The sequence below is a fragment of the Streptomyces sp. NPDC033177 genome (assembly GCF_055577715.1).
The window spans coordinates 818,121-832,593 of record NZ_JBVIPS010000001.1 but is presented as its reverse complement, the minus strand read 5'-3'; the positions used below and the strand labels follow the sequence as shown (position 1 = coordinate 832,593).

The window sequence follows — 14,473 nt, the reverse complement described above, 5'->3', positions numbered from 1 at the left end:
GCAACCTGTTCCAGGTCCGAAGCCGACAGCAGGCGAAGAGGGAGCACGGCCATGGGTGGGACGGAACATCTCGCTGTGCAGCGCGAAGGCGCCACACTGGTACTCACGCTCAACCGGCCGGAGGCGAAGAACGCGCTCTCGCTGCCGATGCTGGTGGGCCTCTACGACGGGTGGGTGGCCGCCGACGAGGACGACGCGATCCGTTCCGTCGTGCTCACCGGGGCGGGCGGCGCGTTCTGTGCCGGCATGGACCTCAAGGCCCTCGCGGGCAAGGGCATGGACGGTGAGCAGTACCGCGACCGCATGAAGGCCGACCCCGATCTGCACTGGAAGGCGATGCTGCGCCACCACCGCCCCCGCAAACCCGTCATCGCCGCCGTCGAGGGGTACTGCGTCGCGGGCGGCACGGAGATCCTCCAGGGCACCGACATCCGCGTCGCGGGCGAGTCCGCGACGTTCGGGCTCTTCGAGGTCAAGCGGGGGCTGTTCCCGATCGGTGGCTCGACCGTGCGACTGCCGCGGCAGATTCCTCGTACGCACGCCCTGGAGATGCTGCTCACCGGGCGGCCCTACTCGGCGGCCGAGGCCGCGTCGATCGGTCTCGTCGGGCAGGTCGTGCCGGACGGCACCGCCCTGGAGAAGGCCCTCGCCATCGCCGAGCAGATCAACGCGTGCGGGCCGCTCGCAGTCGAGGCGGTCAAGGCGTCCGTGTACGAGGCCGCCGAGATGTCCGAGGCGGACGGCCTTGCGGCGGAGCTGAAGCGGGGGTGGCCCATCTTTGACACCGCCGATGCGAAGGAGGGCTCCAGAGCCTTTGCCGAGAAACGGCCCCCGGAGTTTCGGCGGGCGTAGGTCTTGTTTTCGCCCGCGGGCCGGTGGGGGCTGGTCGCGCAGTTCCCCGCGCCCCTTACGGGGCCCTGCCGCCCCCGCGCCCCTGTCGGGGCGCTCCTACCGGCGCCCCTCGCCTAGAAACGGAGTTCTGCTCATGGCATCCGCTCCCTCCCCCGAAGTGCTGCGTGCGCCCCTTGTTGTTGAGTTTCCCTTCACCCGGTCCCTCGGGCCCGTGCAGAGAGCCTTTCTCACCGGGCTGCGGGAGCGCACCGTGCTCGGGGTGAAGACCACTGACGGGCGCACGCTCGTGCCGCCCGTCGAGTACGACCCGGTGACCGCCGACGAGATACGCGATCTGGTCGAGGTCGCCGCCACCGGCACCGTCACCACCTGGGCCTGGAACCACGAACCCCGCAGGGGGCAGCCCCTGGACCGCCCCTTCGCCTGGGTCCTGGTGAAGCTCGACGGCGCCGACACCGCCCTGCTGCACGCCCTGGACGCGCCGGGACCCGACGCCGTCAGGACCGGCATGCGCGTCCGGATCCGCTGGGCCGGTGAACGCGTCGGCGCCATCACCGACATCGCCTGCTTCGAGGCGTACGAAGGTGGCGATGAGGGCCAAGCGAGTCCGCACAGCGGCGAGTTCAGTGATCCCGTCACCGGCATCGTCGCCGCCGCGCGCCTCGACTACACCTACGCGCCGGGCCGCGCGCAGACCGCCTACATCAAGGCACTCTCCGACCAGAAGACCGTCGGCGAGCGCTGCCCCTCCTGCCGCAAGGTCTACGTACCGCCCCGCGGCGCCTGTCCGACCTGCGGAGTCGCCACGGCCGAGCGGGTGGAGGTCGGGCCGCGCGGCACCGTCACCACGTACTGCATCGTCAACATCAAGGCGAAGAACCTCGACATCGAAGTGCCCTACGTCTACGCGCACATCGCCCTCGACGGCGCCGACCTCGCCCTGCACGCACGCATCGCGGGCATCCCCTACGACCAGGTGCGGATGGGTCTGCGTGTCGAGCCGGTGTGGACCGAGGGCGCCCGCTTCCCCGATCACTACCGGCCCACGGGCGAGCCGGACGCCGACTACGACACGTACAAGGAGCTGGTGTAGATGCCGTCCGCCAAGCCGTCCGCGAGGTCGTCGGTGATGCGGCCCGTCCGGGACATCGCCATCGTGGCCTTCGGCCAGACCGACCACCTGCGCTCCACCGACGAGCTCTCCGAGGTGGAGATGCTCATGCCGGTCCTGCACCAGGTCCTCGCCGCCACCGGCCTGAAGACCAGCGACATCGGCTTCACCTGCTCGGGCTCCTCGGACTATCTCGCAGGCCGCGCCTTCTCCTTCACGATGGCGCTCGACGGCGTGGGCGCCTGGCCGCCGATCTCCGAGTCGCACGTCGAGATGGACGGCGCCTGGGCGCTGTACGAGGCGTGGACCAAGCTGCTCACCGGCGACGCCGACACCGCGCTCGTGTACTCCTACGGCAAGGCGTCCCCCGGATCGGTGCGTGACGTACTGACCCGGCAGCTCGACCCGTACTACGTGGCGCCCCTGTGGCCGGACTCGGTCGCCCTCGCCGCACTCCAGGCGCAGGCCCTGATCGACGCGGGCGACGCCGACGAGCCCGCGCTCGCCGGGGTCGCGGCGCGCAGCCGCCGGGACGCGTCCGACAACCCGCACGCGCAGCTGCGCGGAGCGGTGCCGCAGGGCGACTACCTCGTACGCCCCCTCCGTACCGGCGACTGCCCGCCCATCGGGGACGGCGCCGCCGCCGTGATCCTCGCGGCGGGGGACCGGGCCCGCGAACTCTGCGAACGGCCCGCGTGGATCCGCGGCATCGACCATCGGATCGAGGCGCACAGCCTGGGCGTGCGCGACCTCACCGACTCACCGTCGAGCCGCCTCGCCGCCGAGCGCGCCGGTGCCTTCGAACGGCCCGTGGACACCGCCGAGTTGCACGCCCCGTTCACCTCCCAGGAGGTCGTCCTGCGCAAGGCGCTGAAGCTGGGCGACGACGTGGCGGTGAATCCGTCCGGGGGCGCCCTCGCCGCGAACCCCGTCATGGCCGCCGGACTGATCCGGCTCGGCGAGGCCGCCGCCCGCATCCACCGGGGTGAGTCGGACCGGGCCCTCGCGCACGCCACATCAGGCCCGTGCCTGCAGCAGAACCTGGTCGCCGTCCTCGAAGGAGAGTCGTCATGAGTGGGGTGAGTGGGCTGAGCGGGGTGGGCAAGGAGCCCGTGGCCGTCGTCGGGATCGGCCAGACCAAGCACGTCGCCGCCCGGCGGGACGTGTCGATCGCGGGTCTCGTCCGAGAGGCCGCCCAACAGGCGCTCGCAGACGCTGAGTTGACGTGGGCCGACATCGACGCCGTGGTCATCGGCAAAGCGCCGGACTTCTTCGAGGGCGTCATGATGCCCGAGCTGTACCTCGCCGACGCGCTGGGCGCGGTGGGCAAGCCCATGCTGCGCGTCCACACCGCGGGCTCCGTCGGCGGTTCCACGGCCCTGGTCGCCTCGAACCTGGTCGCGGGCCGCGTCCACGGCACCGTCCTCACCCTCGCCTTCGAAAAACAGTCGGAATCCAACGCGATGTGGGGGCTGTCCCTCCCCATCCCCTTCCAGCAGCCGCTCCTCGCGGGCGCGGGCGGCTTCTTCGCCCCGCATGTGCGCGCGTACATGCGGCGCACCGGCGCCCCCGACACGGTCGGCTCGCTCGTCGCGTACAAGGACCGCCGCAACGCCCTGAAGAACCCCTACGCCCACCTGCACGAACAGGACATCACCCTGGAGAAGGTCCAGGCCTCGCCGATGCTCTGGGACCCGATCCGCTACTCCGAGACCTGCCCGTCGTCCGACGGGGCCTGCGCGATGATCCTCACCGACCGTGCGGGCGCGGCCCGTTCGCCGAGGCCGCCCGCCTGGATGCACGGCGGCGCGATGCGCAGCGAGCCGACGCTCTTCGCGGGCAAGGACTTCGTGTCGCCGCAGGCGGGCAAGGACTGTGCCGCCGACGTCTACCGGCAGGCGGGCATCAGCGATCCGCGCCGCGACATCGACGCCGTCGAGATGTACGTGCCGTTCTCCTGGTACGAGCCGATGTGGCTGGAGAACCTGGGCTTCGCCGAGGAGGGCGAGGGCTGGAAGCTGACCGAGTCGGGTGTGACGGAGCTGGACGGCGATCTGCCCGTCAACATGTCGGGCGGCGTCCTCTCCACCAATCCCATCGGTGCCTCGGGCATGATCCGCTTCGCCGAAGCGGCACTTCAGGTGCGCGGCCAGGCCGGCGAGCACCAGATCGACGGGGCCCGCAGGGCGCTCGGACACGCCTACGGAGGCGGCTCGCAGTTCTTCTCCATGTGGCTGGTCGGCGCGGAGCCGCCCACGACGTGACGGGTGTGTCGCGCCGGACGGGCGGGTGTCCTCCCGCCGCGGCCTGTCCGGCGCCGGAACCGAAAGCTAGGCTGGCGGGCGGACGACGCATCGGGAGGAGCACGGACGTGGCCGAAGGCACCATTCAGCAGCATCCGCTCGCAGGTCAGCAGCGCCCGCTCACGGGCTGGGACAAGCCGGAGCTCGACCTCAGCACAGCGGACTGGCAATCGAGCAGCGACGGGCGGGGTGATGTGGAGATCGCCTTTGTCGAGGGTTTCATCGCGATGCGCAACGCAGGCCGTCCCGAGAGCCCGTCCCTCATCTTCACTCCGGCGGAGTGGGGAGCGTTCGTGCACGGCGCGCGTGCGGGGGAGTTCGACCTGACGTAGGCCGTGTGGGGCGTTGTGACCCCTCGTCTCCGGCTGTCGCGACCGCTCGCGGCTCGTGCCGTGCTGACCTGGTGACCTCGGATTCCGCCGCAGGCCCGCATCCCGAACGGGGCGGGGACCGGCAGCGGAGCCGGTCGACCTTGGCCTTGCGCCGGAGACGAGGAAGCCATGAGTGACGACGCCCCCGTTGAACCTGTCGCGGCCGCCGACGGACCTGTCGTCGTGGCCGTCGACGGGTCGGCCGGCAGCGACCACGCCCTGGAATGGGCCCTGACCGCGGCACGCCTGCGGGACGCGCCGCTGCGGATCGTGCACGTGCGGCAGTACGCGTTGCCGCTCGCCGACGGTCCGTACATGCCGCCCATCGACCACCGCCCGGACGCCGACCCGGTCGTCGACCGGGTGCGCGCGGCCTTGGAGGGACGGGCGCAGCTGCCCCCGCTGACCGTCGAGGTCATGGAGGGCTCCCCGGGGCGGGACATCCCCCGGCTCGGCGACGCGGCGCGGCTCCTCGTCCTCGGGTCACGCGGGCGCGGCGGATTCGCCAGCCTGCTCCTCGGCTCGAACGGCATCGCGTGCGCGCGCGAAGCGGCGTGCCCCGTGGTCGTGGTGCGGCCGGACAAGGAGCTCACGGCGGGGGCCGAGCCGTGCGTGGTGCTCGGCCTGGACGCGCTCTCCCCGCACGAGTACACGATCGGCTTCGCCTTCGCGGAAGCGGCTCTGCGCGGCGCGGTGCTCCGGGTCGTGTGCGCCTATCCCGGACCTGTCCTCGTCTACACCGCCACCGGCGACTTCGTGACCTCGGCGGAGGCGGACGCGGCGACCGCGGCGCAGTACACGGAGCTGGCGGGCGACCAGCTCGCGCCCTTCCAGGAGCGGTATCCGCACGTGCGCGTCGAGAGGGAGGTCCTGCCGGGGGACGCGGCGGGTCTCCTGGTGGACGCCTCGCGGGAGGCGGAGCTCGTGGTGGTGGGACGGCACCACAGCCGGAGGTCGCTGGGGCGGCTGATGGGATCGGTGACCAACGCGGTGCTGCTGCACGCGAAGGGCGCGGTGGCAGTGGTGCCTCCGGAATCCCGGTAGGGCCCCGGCACTGAGCCCCCTCACCGCAGCACCACACACCCCCGCCCCTCCAGCCTCCGCAGCAACTCCTCCGGCACGGCGACCTCGTTCCAGCGCAGGTCGAGCTTCTCCAGCGCGGGCAGGTCGCCGATCCAGGGCGGTAGTTCCCGCAGGCGGTTGGCCCGCAGATCGAGCCTCCGCAGGAAGAGCAGTCCCCGCACGGCCTCGGGAACCCTCTCGAACTCGTTCTCCCGCAGCTCCAGTTCGCGCAGCTCGCCCAGACTACCGACCGAGGCGGGCAGCGACGTGAGGCGATTCCCGCGCAGCCACAGTTCCCGCAGGGCCGTCAGTTCGCCGAGTGATGACGGGACCGCGGTGAGGCGGTTGTGCTGGGCGCGCAGTTCCACCAGGGCGTCGAGTGAGCCGAGAGAATCCGGCAGCGCCGTCAGCCGGTTCTCGCCCACGTTGAGGTACGTCAGCCGCTTCAGGTTGCCCAGAGAGTCCGGCAGCGACGTGAGGCGGTTGTCGTGGAGGTAGAGGAAGCGGCTCAGGGCGGTCAGATCGCCCAGCTCCGGCGGTAGCTCGGTCAGGGAGTTGTGGCCCAGGTCCAGTGTGTGCAGCGAGGTCAGGGTGCCGATCCGGGCGGGGAGGCGCGTGAGCGCGTTGTCGGGGAGGAGCAGCACCTCCAGGGACGGGTGGTGCCACACCTCGGCGGGGATGTCGCTCAAACCGCCGTGCCAGTAGTTGAGTACGTTCTCGGAGCCGAACGTCACGTGTGGGTCCCTTCGTCGGAGTGGACGACCATGGCCAACCGCACCGCTGTGGCCGAATCGGCTCCCGGCGGGCCCCACGGGCGTAACCTGAGGTGCCTGAAATCCAGGGCCCGCGCCGCGAGAAGCGCCCGGCGCACCACCGTGGCGTGGGGTGTCCCATGGTGCATCACGTCATCCACGGCAAGCGGATCCTTCTCGAGTGAGAGTGAACTCGCGGCGGTCGACCAGGCGTTGAGCGAGCTGTGCGGCCTTTCGCAGGGCGGTTCCGAGCCGCCGGACAGGCTCCGCGGCGCCCTCATCGCCTTCGCGGGGCGAGCGGGCCTCGGCAAGACCTCCCTGCTCGCCGACGCGCGGCGCCGCGCCGTCGCCAAGGGCTGCACCGTGGCCCCGGCCCGCGGCGGCGACCAGGAGCAGCGGGCCGCCTTCCACGTGGCGCGGCAAGCGTGCCCGCAGGTCCGCCACCGCATCGGCGGTCGGGCAAGCGCCGCGGATCACCGCCGAGGTCGCGTCGGGCTCCGCGCGCATCAAGCTCCTGGAGGAGTCCGTCAGCCACCTGGAGCGCTCGCCCGCGGCGTACGAACTCGCCTGTGCGCTGGTCCGCCTCGGCGCCGAACCGCGACGCGCCGGCCGCCCCAGGACGCCGCCGACCCCCTCTACCGGGGTTTGGAGGCGGCCGTCCAGTGCGGCGCCGACGGCCCGGTCGAGCAGGCCCGCGACGAGCTGGCGGCGGCAGGACCGCGCCCCCGCCTGCTGCACAGCACCGAGGCCGACACGCTCACCGCACGCGAGCGCACCGCCGCGGCGCTCACCATCCGCGGTGAGTCCGCCGCCCGCGTCACCGAGGAGCTGCGCACCGACGAGCCGGGGTCGTCCGGCTGCTCTCGGCGGTCTAACGGAAAGTGGGAACGGATCGCTCCGGTCTCGCCGCCGCACTCGCGCCCCACCACCCCCACTGACCTCGCGCCGAACACCGTCCCGCCCCCGCGCGCCTCGCGCGCAGCGGCGCCGCCCCCGGGCCGACAAGCACCGCGGGCCACGTACCATTGGCGCATGTCCTTCCTCCGCCGCCGCAGCTCCGCCACTCCCGCTGGCCCGGACTTCGATGTCCTGGCCATGGACCCGGGTGACTGGCCCGGCAATCTCGGCGCGGGCCTGCTGCCCGCCCCCGACGGCAGCTGTCAGGGCGTCTTCCTGCGCTACGACCTCTTCGGCGGCCGCGGCCCCGCGATGATCATCGGCAATCTGCCCGAAGGCTCCCCGGCGCGTGAGATCGCCGACGACGAGGTGCCCTTCGAGGTGGCCCAGCTGCTGCTCGCGCTGGAGAACGACGAGGAGGTCACCGTCGTCACCACCGAGGACATGCCGGTGATGCAGGGCGACAACCTCCTCATCGTGCGCCGGCTCAAGCTCTCGGAAAGCCGCATCTCCTGCGTGCAGTTCGACCGCAGCGACGGCGTCCTGGTCACCATCGCCGCCTGGGACCGCCCGATCACCGACGATCTGTACGCCCTCCTGAAGCCGCTGCCCGCGGAGCTCTTCCAGCAGGGCTGACACGCCCGGCCACGATCGCGGACCCCTTGCCCACCCCTTCGGCCGGAGGGGTGGGTTTTGTCATGCGCCTTGCCAGGCAAGTCATCGGACTTTTAACGTGACCGGTCATGACTCCCGGGATCTCGCGAAGAACCACGATGAAGTCCGCCGTAGGCGGAGCGGCCGTACTGGCATCGGGTGGAGGTGTGCTCGCCGGTCCTGCGGCGGCGGCCGAGGGGCGAACCGAGGAACGATCCGACGCGCTCGACACCTCCGATGAATCGCTGCTCTGGTACGCGGCGCCCGCCGCTGACTGGGAACGCGAGGCCCTCCCCATCGGCAACGGCGCACTCGGTGCCATGATCTTCGGCAGCCCCGCCTCCGAGCGGCTCCAGTTCAACGAGAAGACCCTGTGGACCGGCGGCCCCGGCTCCCGCGAGGGCTACGACCACGGCAACTGGCGCGAGGCAAGACCCGGCACCCTCGCCGCGGTGCAGAAGGACCTCGAGGAAAAGGGCAGGCTCGCCCCCGACGCCGTCGCCGCCGACCTCGGCCAGTCACGCCGCGGCTACGGCGCCCACCAGACCTTCGGCGATCTGCACCTCGACATGCCCGGCGCCCCGGCCGGGCCCGACGCCACCTACCGCCGCGTCCTCGATCTCCGCACGGGCCTGGCGACCGTCACGTACACGCATGAACAGGCGCGCCACCAGCGGGAGTTCTTCGCCTCCTACCCCGACGGCGTACTCGTCGGCCGCCTCGCCGCCGACCGCCCCGCGAGCGTCACCTGCACCCTGCGCTACACCTCGCCCCGCGCCGACTTCACCGCGAAGGCGGACGGCGACCGGATCGTCGTACTCGGTGAACTCGCCGACAATGGCCTGAAGTTCGAGGCTCAGCTACGAGTCGTGCACCGGGGCGGCACACGCACGGCGAACGCGGACGGCAGCGTCACCGTGACCGGCGCCGACCACGTCTGGTTCGCGCTCGCCGCCGGAACCGACTACGCCGACACCTACCCCGACTACCGAGGGGACGACCCGCACGCACACGTCACCGACGCCGTCGACAAGGCCGTCGCCCGCGGGCACGGCGCGCTGCGCGCCCGCCATCTGCGCGACCACCGCGACCTGTTCGGCCGCGTGACCCTCGACATCGGCCAGGCCGCTCCCGCCGATGTGCCCACCGATCAGCTGCTCAAGGGATACGGGGCAGGTGCGAGCGCCGCCGACCGAGCCCTCGAAGCCCTCTTCTTCCAGTACGGCCGCTACCTCCTCATCGCCTCCTCACGGCCCGGCTCGCTGCCCGCCAACCTCCAGGGCGTGTGGAACAACAGCACCACCCCGCCCTGGTCGGCCGACTACCACACCAACATCAACCTCCAGATGAACTACTGGCTCGCCGAGGCCGCCAACCTCCCCGAGACCACCGCCCCCTACGACCGCTTCGTCGAGGCACTGCGCGCCCCGGGGCGGCGCACGGCGAAGGAGATGTTCGGCTCACGGGGCTGGGTGGTGCACAACGAGACCAACCCGTACGGCTTCACCGGCGTTCACGACTGGTCGACCTCCTTCTGGTTCCCCGAGGCGGCCGCCTGGCTCACCGCGCAGCTCTACGAGCACTACCGCTTCGGCGGCTCCACCGAGTACCTGCGCACCACCGCCTATCCGGTGATGAAGGAGGCCGCCGAGTTCTGGCTCGACAACCTGCGCACCGACCCGCGCGACGGCACGCTCGTCGTCACCCCCAGCTACTCGCCGGAGCACGGCGACTTCACCGCGGGTGACTCCATGGCCCAGCAGATCGTGCACGACCTGCTCACCAACACCTTGGAGGCCGCCCGGGTGCTCGGCGACTCGGCCGCCTTCCGTGCCGAGCTCGAAACGACCCTCGGCAAGCTCGACCCCGGCCTGCGCGTCGGCTCCTGGGGACAGCTCCAGGAGTGGAAAGCCGATTTGGACGACAAGAGCGACGACCACCGGCACGTCTCCCACCTCTACGCCCTGCATCCCGGCCGCCGGATCCAGCCAGGCAGCAAGTGGGCCGACGCCGCGAAGGTCTCCCTGACCGCCCGCGGCGACGGCGGCACCGGCTGGTCCAAGGCATGGAAGGTCAACTTCTGGGCGCGGCTTCGCGACGGCGACCACGCGCACAAGATGCTCGGCGAGCAACTCAAGACTTCGACGCTGCCGAACCTCTGGGACACCCATCCGCCGTTCCAGATCGACGGCAACTTCGGAGCCACCTCGGGCATCGTGGAGATGCTCCTGCAGAGCCAGTTCGACGTCATCGAGGTGCTGCCCGCGCTGCCCGTGAGCTGGCCCGAGGGGTCGGTGCGCGGCCTGCGGGCACGCGGCGGGGCGCGTCTCGACGTCGAGTGGTCGGGCGGCCGGGCCACCCGCATCGTCCTCACCGCCACCCGCACCCGCGAACTCACCGTGCGCAGCGACCTGTTGAGGGGCGGCGAGAAGACCTTCAAGGCGCGGGCCGGACAGCGATACGTCTTCGACTGAGCACCCGCCCGTCCAGCCGTCAGGGCCGGGCCCGCCCCCACGCGAACCCCGCCCTGACCGTCATCGGCGCTCTAGGAGCCCGATCGCACCACCTTCACGTCGGCCGCCCGGACGTACGCCACACGGTGCCCGAACTGCACCTCGTAGTACATGTCCTTGCCGCGCACCACCTTGTGCGGCGTCGTGTCGAACGTCGGCGCGTAGAAGTACTCGCCCGGCACCTTGCCGCCGATCGCGTACTTCTGTCCCGCGAGGAGCTTGTACGGCAGGGGCGTGACCGCCTGTACCGGGACGCCCGCCGGGTACGCCTCCTTCTCCGGGTAGGCGCGCCCGTACACCGGGACCTCCGTGGCGTCACCCTTCGGCGTCACCACGAGCCCCTTCGCGTCGACGGCCGTCGGCTGCTTCTTCGGGTTCTTGAACCACGCCTTCTGGCCCAGGTACCAGACAGCGGTCCAGTCGCCCTTGCGCTCGGCGACCGCGTACTGCTGGCCGGTGGACAGGCGCGCGCCGGTGTCATTGACGCCGATCGTCGAGTCGCCGCCGCCGGGCCGCAGGCCGATGTCCTTGACGAGCGGCGCGTCGTCACGGGGCTCGGTGTGGACGCGTACCGCTGCCGAGCCGTGCGGCACGCACTTCTCGCCCGGCTTGACGCAGCCCGTGTACTCCGGCCGGTTCCTGGAGTACTCGGGCGCCACCGTCACCAGGCCGCCGTTCGGGCCCGCCGTGCGCTTGAACGGCTTGCCCATCAGCGTGAAGTAGTGCTGCCAGTCCCAGTACGGACCCGGGTCGGTGTGCATGCCCGCGATCGTCGACGGCAGCGTGCCCGGGACATTGTCGTGGCCGATGATGTGCTGGCGGTCCAGCGGGATGTCGTACTTCTTGGCGAGATACTTCACCAGGCGCGCCGACGAGCGGTACATCGCCTCCGTGTACCAGGTGTCGGGCGCCGTCAGGAAGCCCTCGTGCTCCAGCCCGATCGACTTGGAGTTCACGTACCAGTTGCCCGCGTGCCAGGCGACGTCCTTGGCCTTCACGTGCTGGGCGATGTGGCCGTCGGTGGAGCGCAGGGTGTACTGCCAGGAGACGTACGTGGGGTCCTGCACCATGTTGAGGACGCCTTCCCAGCGGCCCTCGGTGTCATGGACGACGATCGTGTCGATGCTCTGGCTCTTGGGCCGGTCCGCCAGGTCGTGGTTGCCGTAGTCGTCGTTGCCGTTCGGGTCCTTGAACTCCTCGTACGGAGCCGGGATCCACTCGCACGACACGGTCGAGGGGCACTCGGTCTCGCCCTTCGGGGCCTTGCGCAGCCCCATGCCCCGCACCTGCGCGGCATCCGGCTTCAGGCCGGCGACCGCCTTGAGAGCCACGTGCTGGCCGGCGTCCGTGGTGCGCGACTGCCCGTCGTTGATGACGGCGAACACGTCGTTGGCGTACGTCGCCGCGGTGGCCTGGTCGTCCGCGCCGGAGAAGCGGGCGATCGCGCCGTACCAGTCGGCCGGGTCGTCGCTCAGGGGCTTGCCGAGCTTCTTCTGCGCGGCGGCGAGCAGGGCGGCGCCGCCGCGTACGTTGGCGGCGGGGTCGGTGCGCAGCCGCTCGGCGGGAAGACCGCTGACCTCGGCGGCGCGGCGCAGGGTCTTGAGCCGGGCGGGCAGCTCGGAGTCCTTGGGCACCTCGGCCGTGAACTCCTCCGGCTTGAGGACTCCCCTTGACGCGTCGCCGCGCGGGTCCTCCTCGCCCTCGCTGTGGTGCGGGGCGCCGGCGACCGCGGTGCGCGCGTCGGTGAGGTGCATGGGGCCGTACCCGCCGGTCACGCTCGGCGCGCCGCCGTGGGCGTCCCAGCGGGACTGCAGATAGGACACTCCGAGCAGCACGCTCTGCGGTACGCGGTACTCGGCGGCCGCAGCAGCGAAGGCGCCCTGCAACTCACCGCCCGCCCCGGAAGCGCCCGGCGACGAGACGGACGGGGCGGACGGGGCGGCACCGAGCAGCGGAAGCAGCAGGCCGGCGGAGACAAGGGCGCCCGCGGCCCTGACGGCGCGTCTGCGCGCGGCAGGGGTACGGGCGGTGGGGGATCCTCGCAATGCAGCCTCCTGGGACGGTGAAGCGTGATGGGGCGTGCGGGGCCGGGCGTGCGTCAGTGGTACCGGCTCTCCGACGATCCGTCAATCATGCCCAGGAGAGCGGATTTCCCATGTCAGCGCCGGTCCGGGCGGGTTTCGCCCCGGGAGGCCACACGGCCTGCGGCGCGTCAGTGGATTGGACCAATGAGTAACACGAACACCCCGCCGAGGGGTGGACGGACCGTCCGGGGTTCAGAGGTCCGGTCCACCACCTGTTCGGGGGATGCGCGCTGGGACGGGCGCCGGGATGCGCGCCGGGATGGGCGTCTGCCTTACGGCCGCAGCGACGCGAACGCCCGGTCGACAAGGGCGCCGCGGTCCGCCGTGCCGCCCGAGCGCAGCCACTCCCGGTCCGCCGCGTCGAGCACCGCGGTGGCCGCAGCTGTGAGGAGGTCGGCGCCGAACATGTCCAGCTTCGCGCCCCGCCGTTCCGCGAGGGCTTCGGCCACCTGGGCCCGCATGGCGTCCCGCTTCTGGTGCAGCCGCGCGCGCAGCGACGGCGTCGCGTCGATGAGGGTGAGCTCGGCCAACTGCCGTCCGGAGGAGTGGATCCGCTCCTGCCAGGCGCGAAGCACGTGATGGAGGGAGTCCCAGGGCTCCTCACCGTCGGGCCGTTGGCGTACCTCGTCGGCGACCTCGTCCGCCATCGCCTCCACGGTGCCGAAGACGACGTCCTCCTTCGACGGGAAGTACCGGAAGAAGCTGCGCTTCGACAGGCCCGCGGCGTGCGCGATGTCCTCCACGGTCGTCTCGTCGAAGCCTCGCTCGGCGAACAACTCCAGTGCCAGTGAGGCGAGTTCGGCTCGCATGGCGCGCCGGGCGCGAGCGCGCAGCCCACCGGCCTCCTCCGAATGCTCTGCACTCTCTCCGCTTCCCATGCACCGGAGTTTACTTTGCTTCACTCGATGCCTAATGTGTCACCGAGTGACGTGTTCTGAGAATGCACCTCATCCAGGAGGCGGTATGACGTCCTTACGCGGCAAGACTGCACTGGTCACCGGCGGCACGGGAGGGATTGGCAAGGAGACGGCCCGTGGACTCGCCAGGCGCGGAGCCGACGTGATCCTCGTCGGCCGTGACCCGGAACGGGCCGCTCAGGCGGCGCGCGAGATCGCGCGCGAGGCCGGGAGTGGTTCTGTGGAGACGGTAGCGGCTGACCTCACGCTGCGTGAAGGTCTGCACCGGGTGGTCGCCGAGGTGAGCGCCCGACACGACCAACTCGACGTCCTCGTCAACAACTTCGGCATGAACCCGCCCGTTCGTCGCCTGACCGCCGACGGAGTGGAGACGGCCTTCGCCGCGAACGTCCTCGCGCCCTTCGTCCTCACCCGGCGCCTCATGCCCCAGCTGGAGAAGGCGCCCGCCGCCCGGGTCATCAACCTCACCGGCGGGATCCCGCGCGGCCCGGTCGACCCCGGCAACCTCCAGGCACAGAAGGCCTTCGTCGGCTGGACCTTCGGCCAGTACAACCACACCAAGGCCGCGCTGATGGCGATGAGTTACGAACACGCTCGGCGGACGGAGGGCAGCACGGTGACGATCAACGTGGCCTATCCCGGCCACGCCTACACCCCGGGCAACAAGGCCACCCCGATGAGCGCGTTCCCCTGGGCCTACCGCCCTGCCGCGCCCCTCGTCCGGCTGCTGGGCCCGATCCTGCTCGCGGATCTCGTCAAGCCCGCCAGGTCCAGTATCCACCTGGCGACGAGCCCGGAGGTCGCACGCATCACCGGCGCCTACTTCAACGCCAACTGCCGCCGGGTCCCGTGGCCTGACTTCGCCGAGGACCCCCGTACGCGCGAAGCGGTCTGGTCGCTGTGCGAGGAGTGCGAGGAGCTCACCTCGGAGGACGGGATCTGAGGGTCGCGTCGCCT

General features: G+C 71.4%; 12 protein-coding genes. 9 read left to right on the top strand and 3 right to left on the bottom strand.

What is annotated here, in order from left to right; genetic code table 11:
- Nucleotides 1-51: 51 nt before the first annotated feature.
- From ACZ5U5_RS03735 to ACZ5U5_RS03710, 6 genes are all read left to right on the top strand, one after another.
- Nucleotides 52-852 (top strand): crotonase/enoyl-CoA hydratase family protein, encoded by an 801-nt coding sequence (locus tag ACZ5U5_RS03735; RefSeq protein WP_469015765.1) that lies wholly within the window; start codon nucleotides 52-54, stop codon nucleotides 850-852.
- A gap of 133 nt (nucleotides 853-985) precedes the next feature.
- Nucleotides 986-1,945, top strand: coding sequence for a Zn-ribbon domain-containing OB-fold protein (locus ACZ5U5_RS03730; RefSeq protein WP_469015762.1), 960 nt, complete (start codon nucleotides 986-988; stop codon nucleotides 1,943-1,945).
- Complete coding sequence (locus ACZ5U5_RS03725; RefSeq protein WP_469015760.1) at nucleotides 1,946-3,037, top strand: thiolase domain-containing protein; 1,092 nt, start codon at nucleotides 1,946-1,948, stop codon at nucleotides 3,035-3,037. It abuts the gene before it with no gap.
- Between the two features lie 23 nt (nucleotides 3,038-3,060).
- Nucleotides 3,061-4,227: a thiolase domain-containing protein gene (locus tag ACZ5U5_RS03720; RefSeq protein ID WP_469016923.1), complete on the top strand. Its 1,167-nt coding sequence runs from the start codon at nucleotides 3,061-3,063 to the stop codon at nucleotides 4,225-4,227.
- A gap of 107 nt (nucleotides 4,228-4,334) precedes the next feature.
- Complete coding sequence (locus tag ACZ5U5_RS03715; protein ID WP_409055914.1) at nucleotides 4,335-4,598, top strand: DUF397 domain-containing protein; 264 nt, start codon at nucleotides 4,335-4,337, stop codon at nucleotides 4,596-4,598.
- Nucleotides 4,599-4,766: 168 nt separating this feature from the next.
- A complete protein-coding gene (locus ACZ5U5_RS03710; RefSeq protein WP_469015758.1) occupies nucleotides 4,767-5,681 on the top strand; it encodes a universal stress protein in 915 nt (304 codons plus the stop codon).
- Between the two features lie 20 nt (nucleotides 5,682-5,701).
- Here ACZ5U5_RS03710 and ACZ5U5_RS03705 read toward each other — a convergent pair whose 3' ends face one another.
- Nucleotides 5,702-6,433 carry a leucine-rich repeat domain-containing protein gene (locus ACZ5U5_RS03705; RefSeq protein WP_469015755.1) on the bottom strand — a complete coding sequence of 244 codons (732 nt, stop codon included), beginning with the start codon at nucleotides 6,431-6,433 and terminating at the stop codon, nucleotides 5,702-5,704.
- 1,050 nt (nucleotides 6,434-7,483) lie between these two features.
- Between ACZ5U5_RS03705 and ACZ5U5_RS03700 the strand changes: the two genes are divergently transcribed.
- Together ACZ5U5_RS03700 and ACZ5U5_RS03695 are read left to right on the top strand one after the other, a co-directional pair.
- Nucleotides 7,484-7,984: a hypothetical protein gene (locus ACZ5U5_RS03700; RefSeq protein ID WP_367039047.1), complete on the top strand. Its 501-nt coding sequence runs from the start codon at nucleotides 7,484-7,486 to the stop codon at nucleotides 7,982-7,984.
- Between the two features lie 137 nt (nucleotides 7,985-8,121).
- Complete coding sequence (locus ACZ5U5_RS03695; protein WP_469015753.1) at nucleotides 8,122-10,476, top strand: glycoside hydrolase family 95 protein; 2,355 nt, start codon at nucleotides 8,122-8,124, stop codon at nucleotides 10,474-10,476.
- Between the two features lie 71 nt (nucleotides 10,477-10,547).
- Here the strand turns inward: ACZ5U5_RS03695 and ACZ5U5_RS03690 are convergent, their stop codons facing one another.
- Both ACZ5U5_RS03690 and ACZ5U5_RS03685 read right to left on the bottom strand, forming a co-directional pair.
- The gene (locus ACZ5U5_RS03690; protein ID WP_469015750.1) at nucleotides 10,548-12,560 is read right to left on the bottom strand and encodes an N-acetylmuramoyl-L-alanine amidase; all 2,013 of its coding nucleotides are present in this window, start codon (nucleotides 12,558-12,560) and stop codon (nucleotides 10,548-10,550) included.
- Nucleotides 12,561-12,871: 311 nt separating this feature from the next.
- Nucleotides 12,872-13,477 carry a TetR family transcriptional regulator gene (locus tag ACZ5U5_RS03685; protein WP_469015748.1) on the bottom strand — a complete coding sequence of 202 codons (606 nt, stop codon included), beginning with the start codon at nucleotides 13,475-13,477 and terminating at the stop codon, nucleotides 12,872-12,874.
- Nucleotides 13,478-13,562: 85 nt separating this feature from the next.
- Here ACZ5U5_RS03685 and ACZ5U5_RS03680 point away from each other — a divergent pair, with 85 nt between their 5' ends.
- Nucleotides 13,563-14,459 carry an SDR family NAD(P)-dependent oxidoreductase gene (locus ACZ5U5_RS03680; protein WP_469015745.1) on the top strand — a complete coding sequence of 299 codons (897 nt, stop codon included), beginning with the start codon at nucleotides 13,563-13,565 and terminating at the stop codon, nucleotides 14,457-14,459.
- Nucleotides 14,460-14,473: the final 14 nt, after the last annotated feature.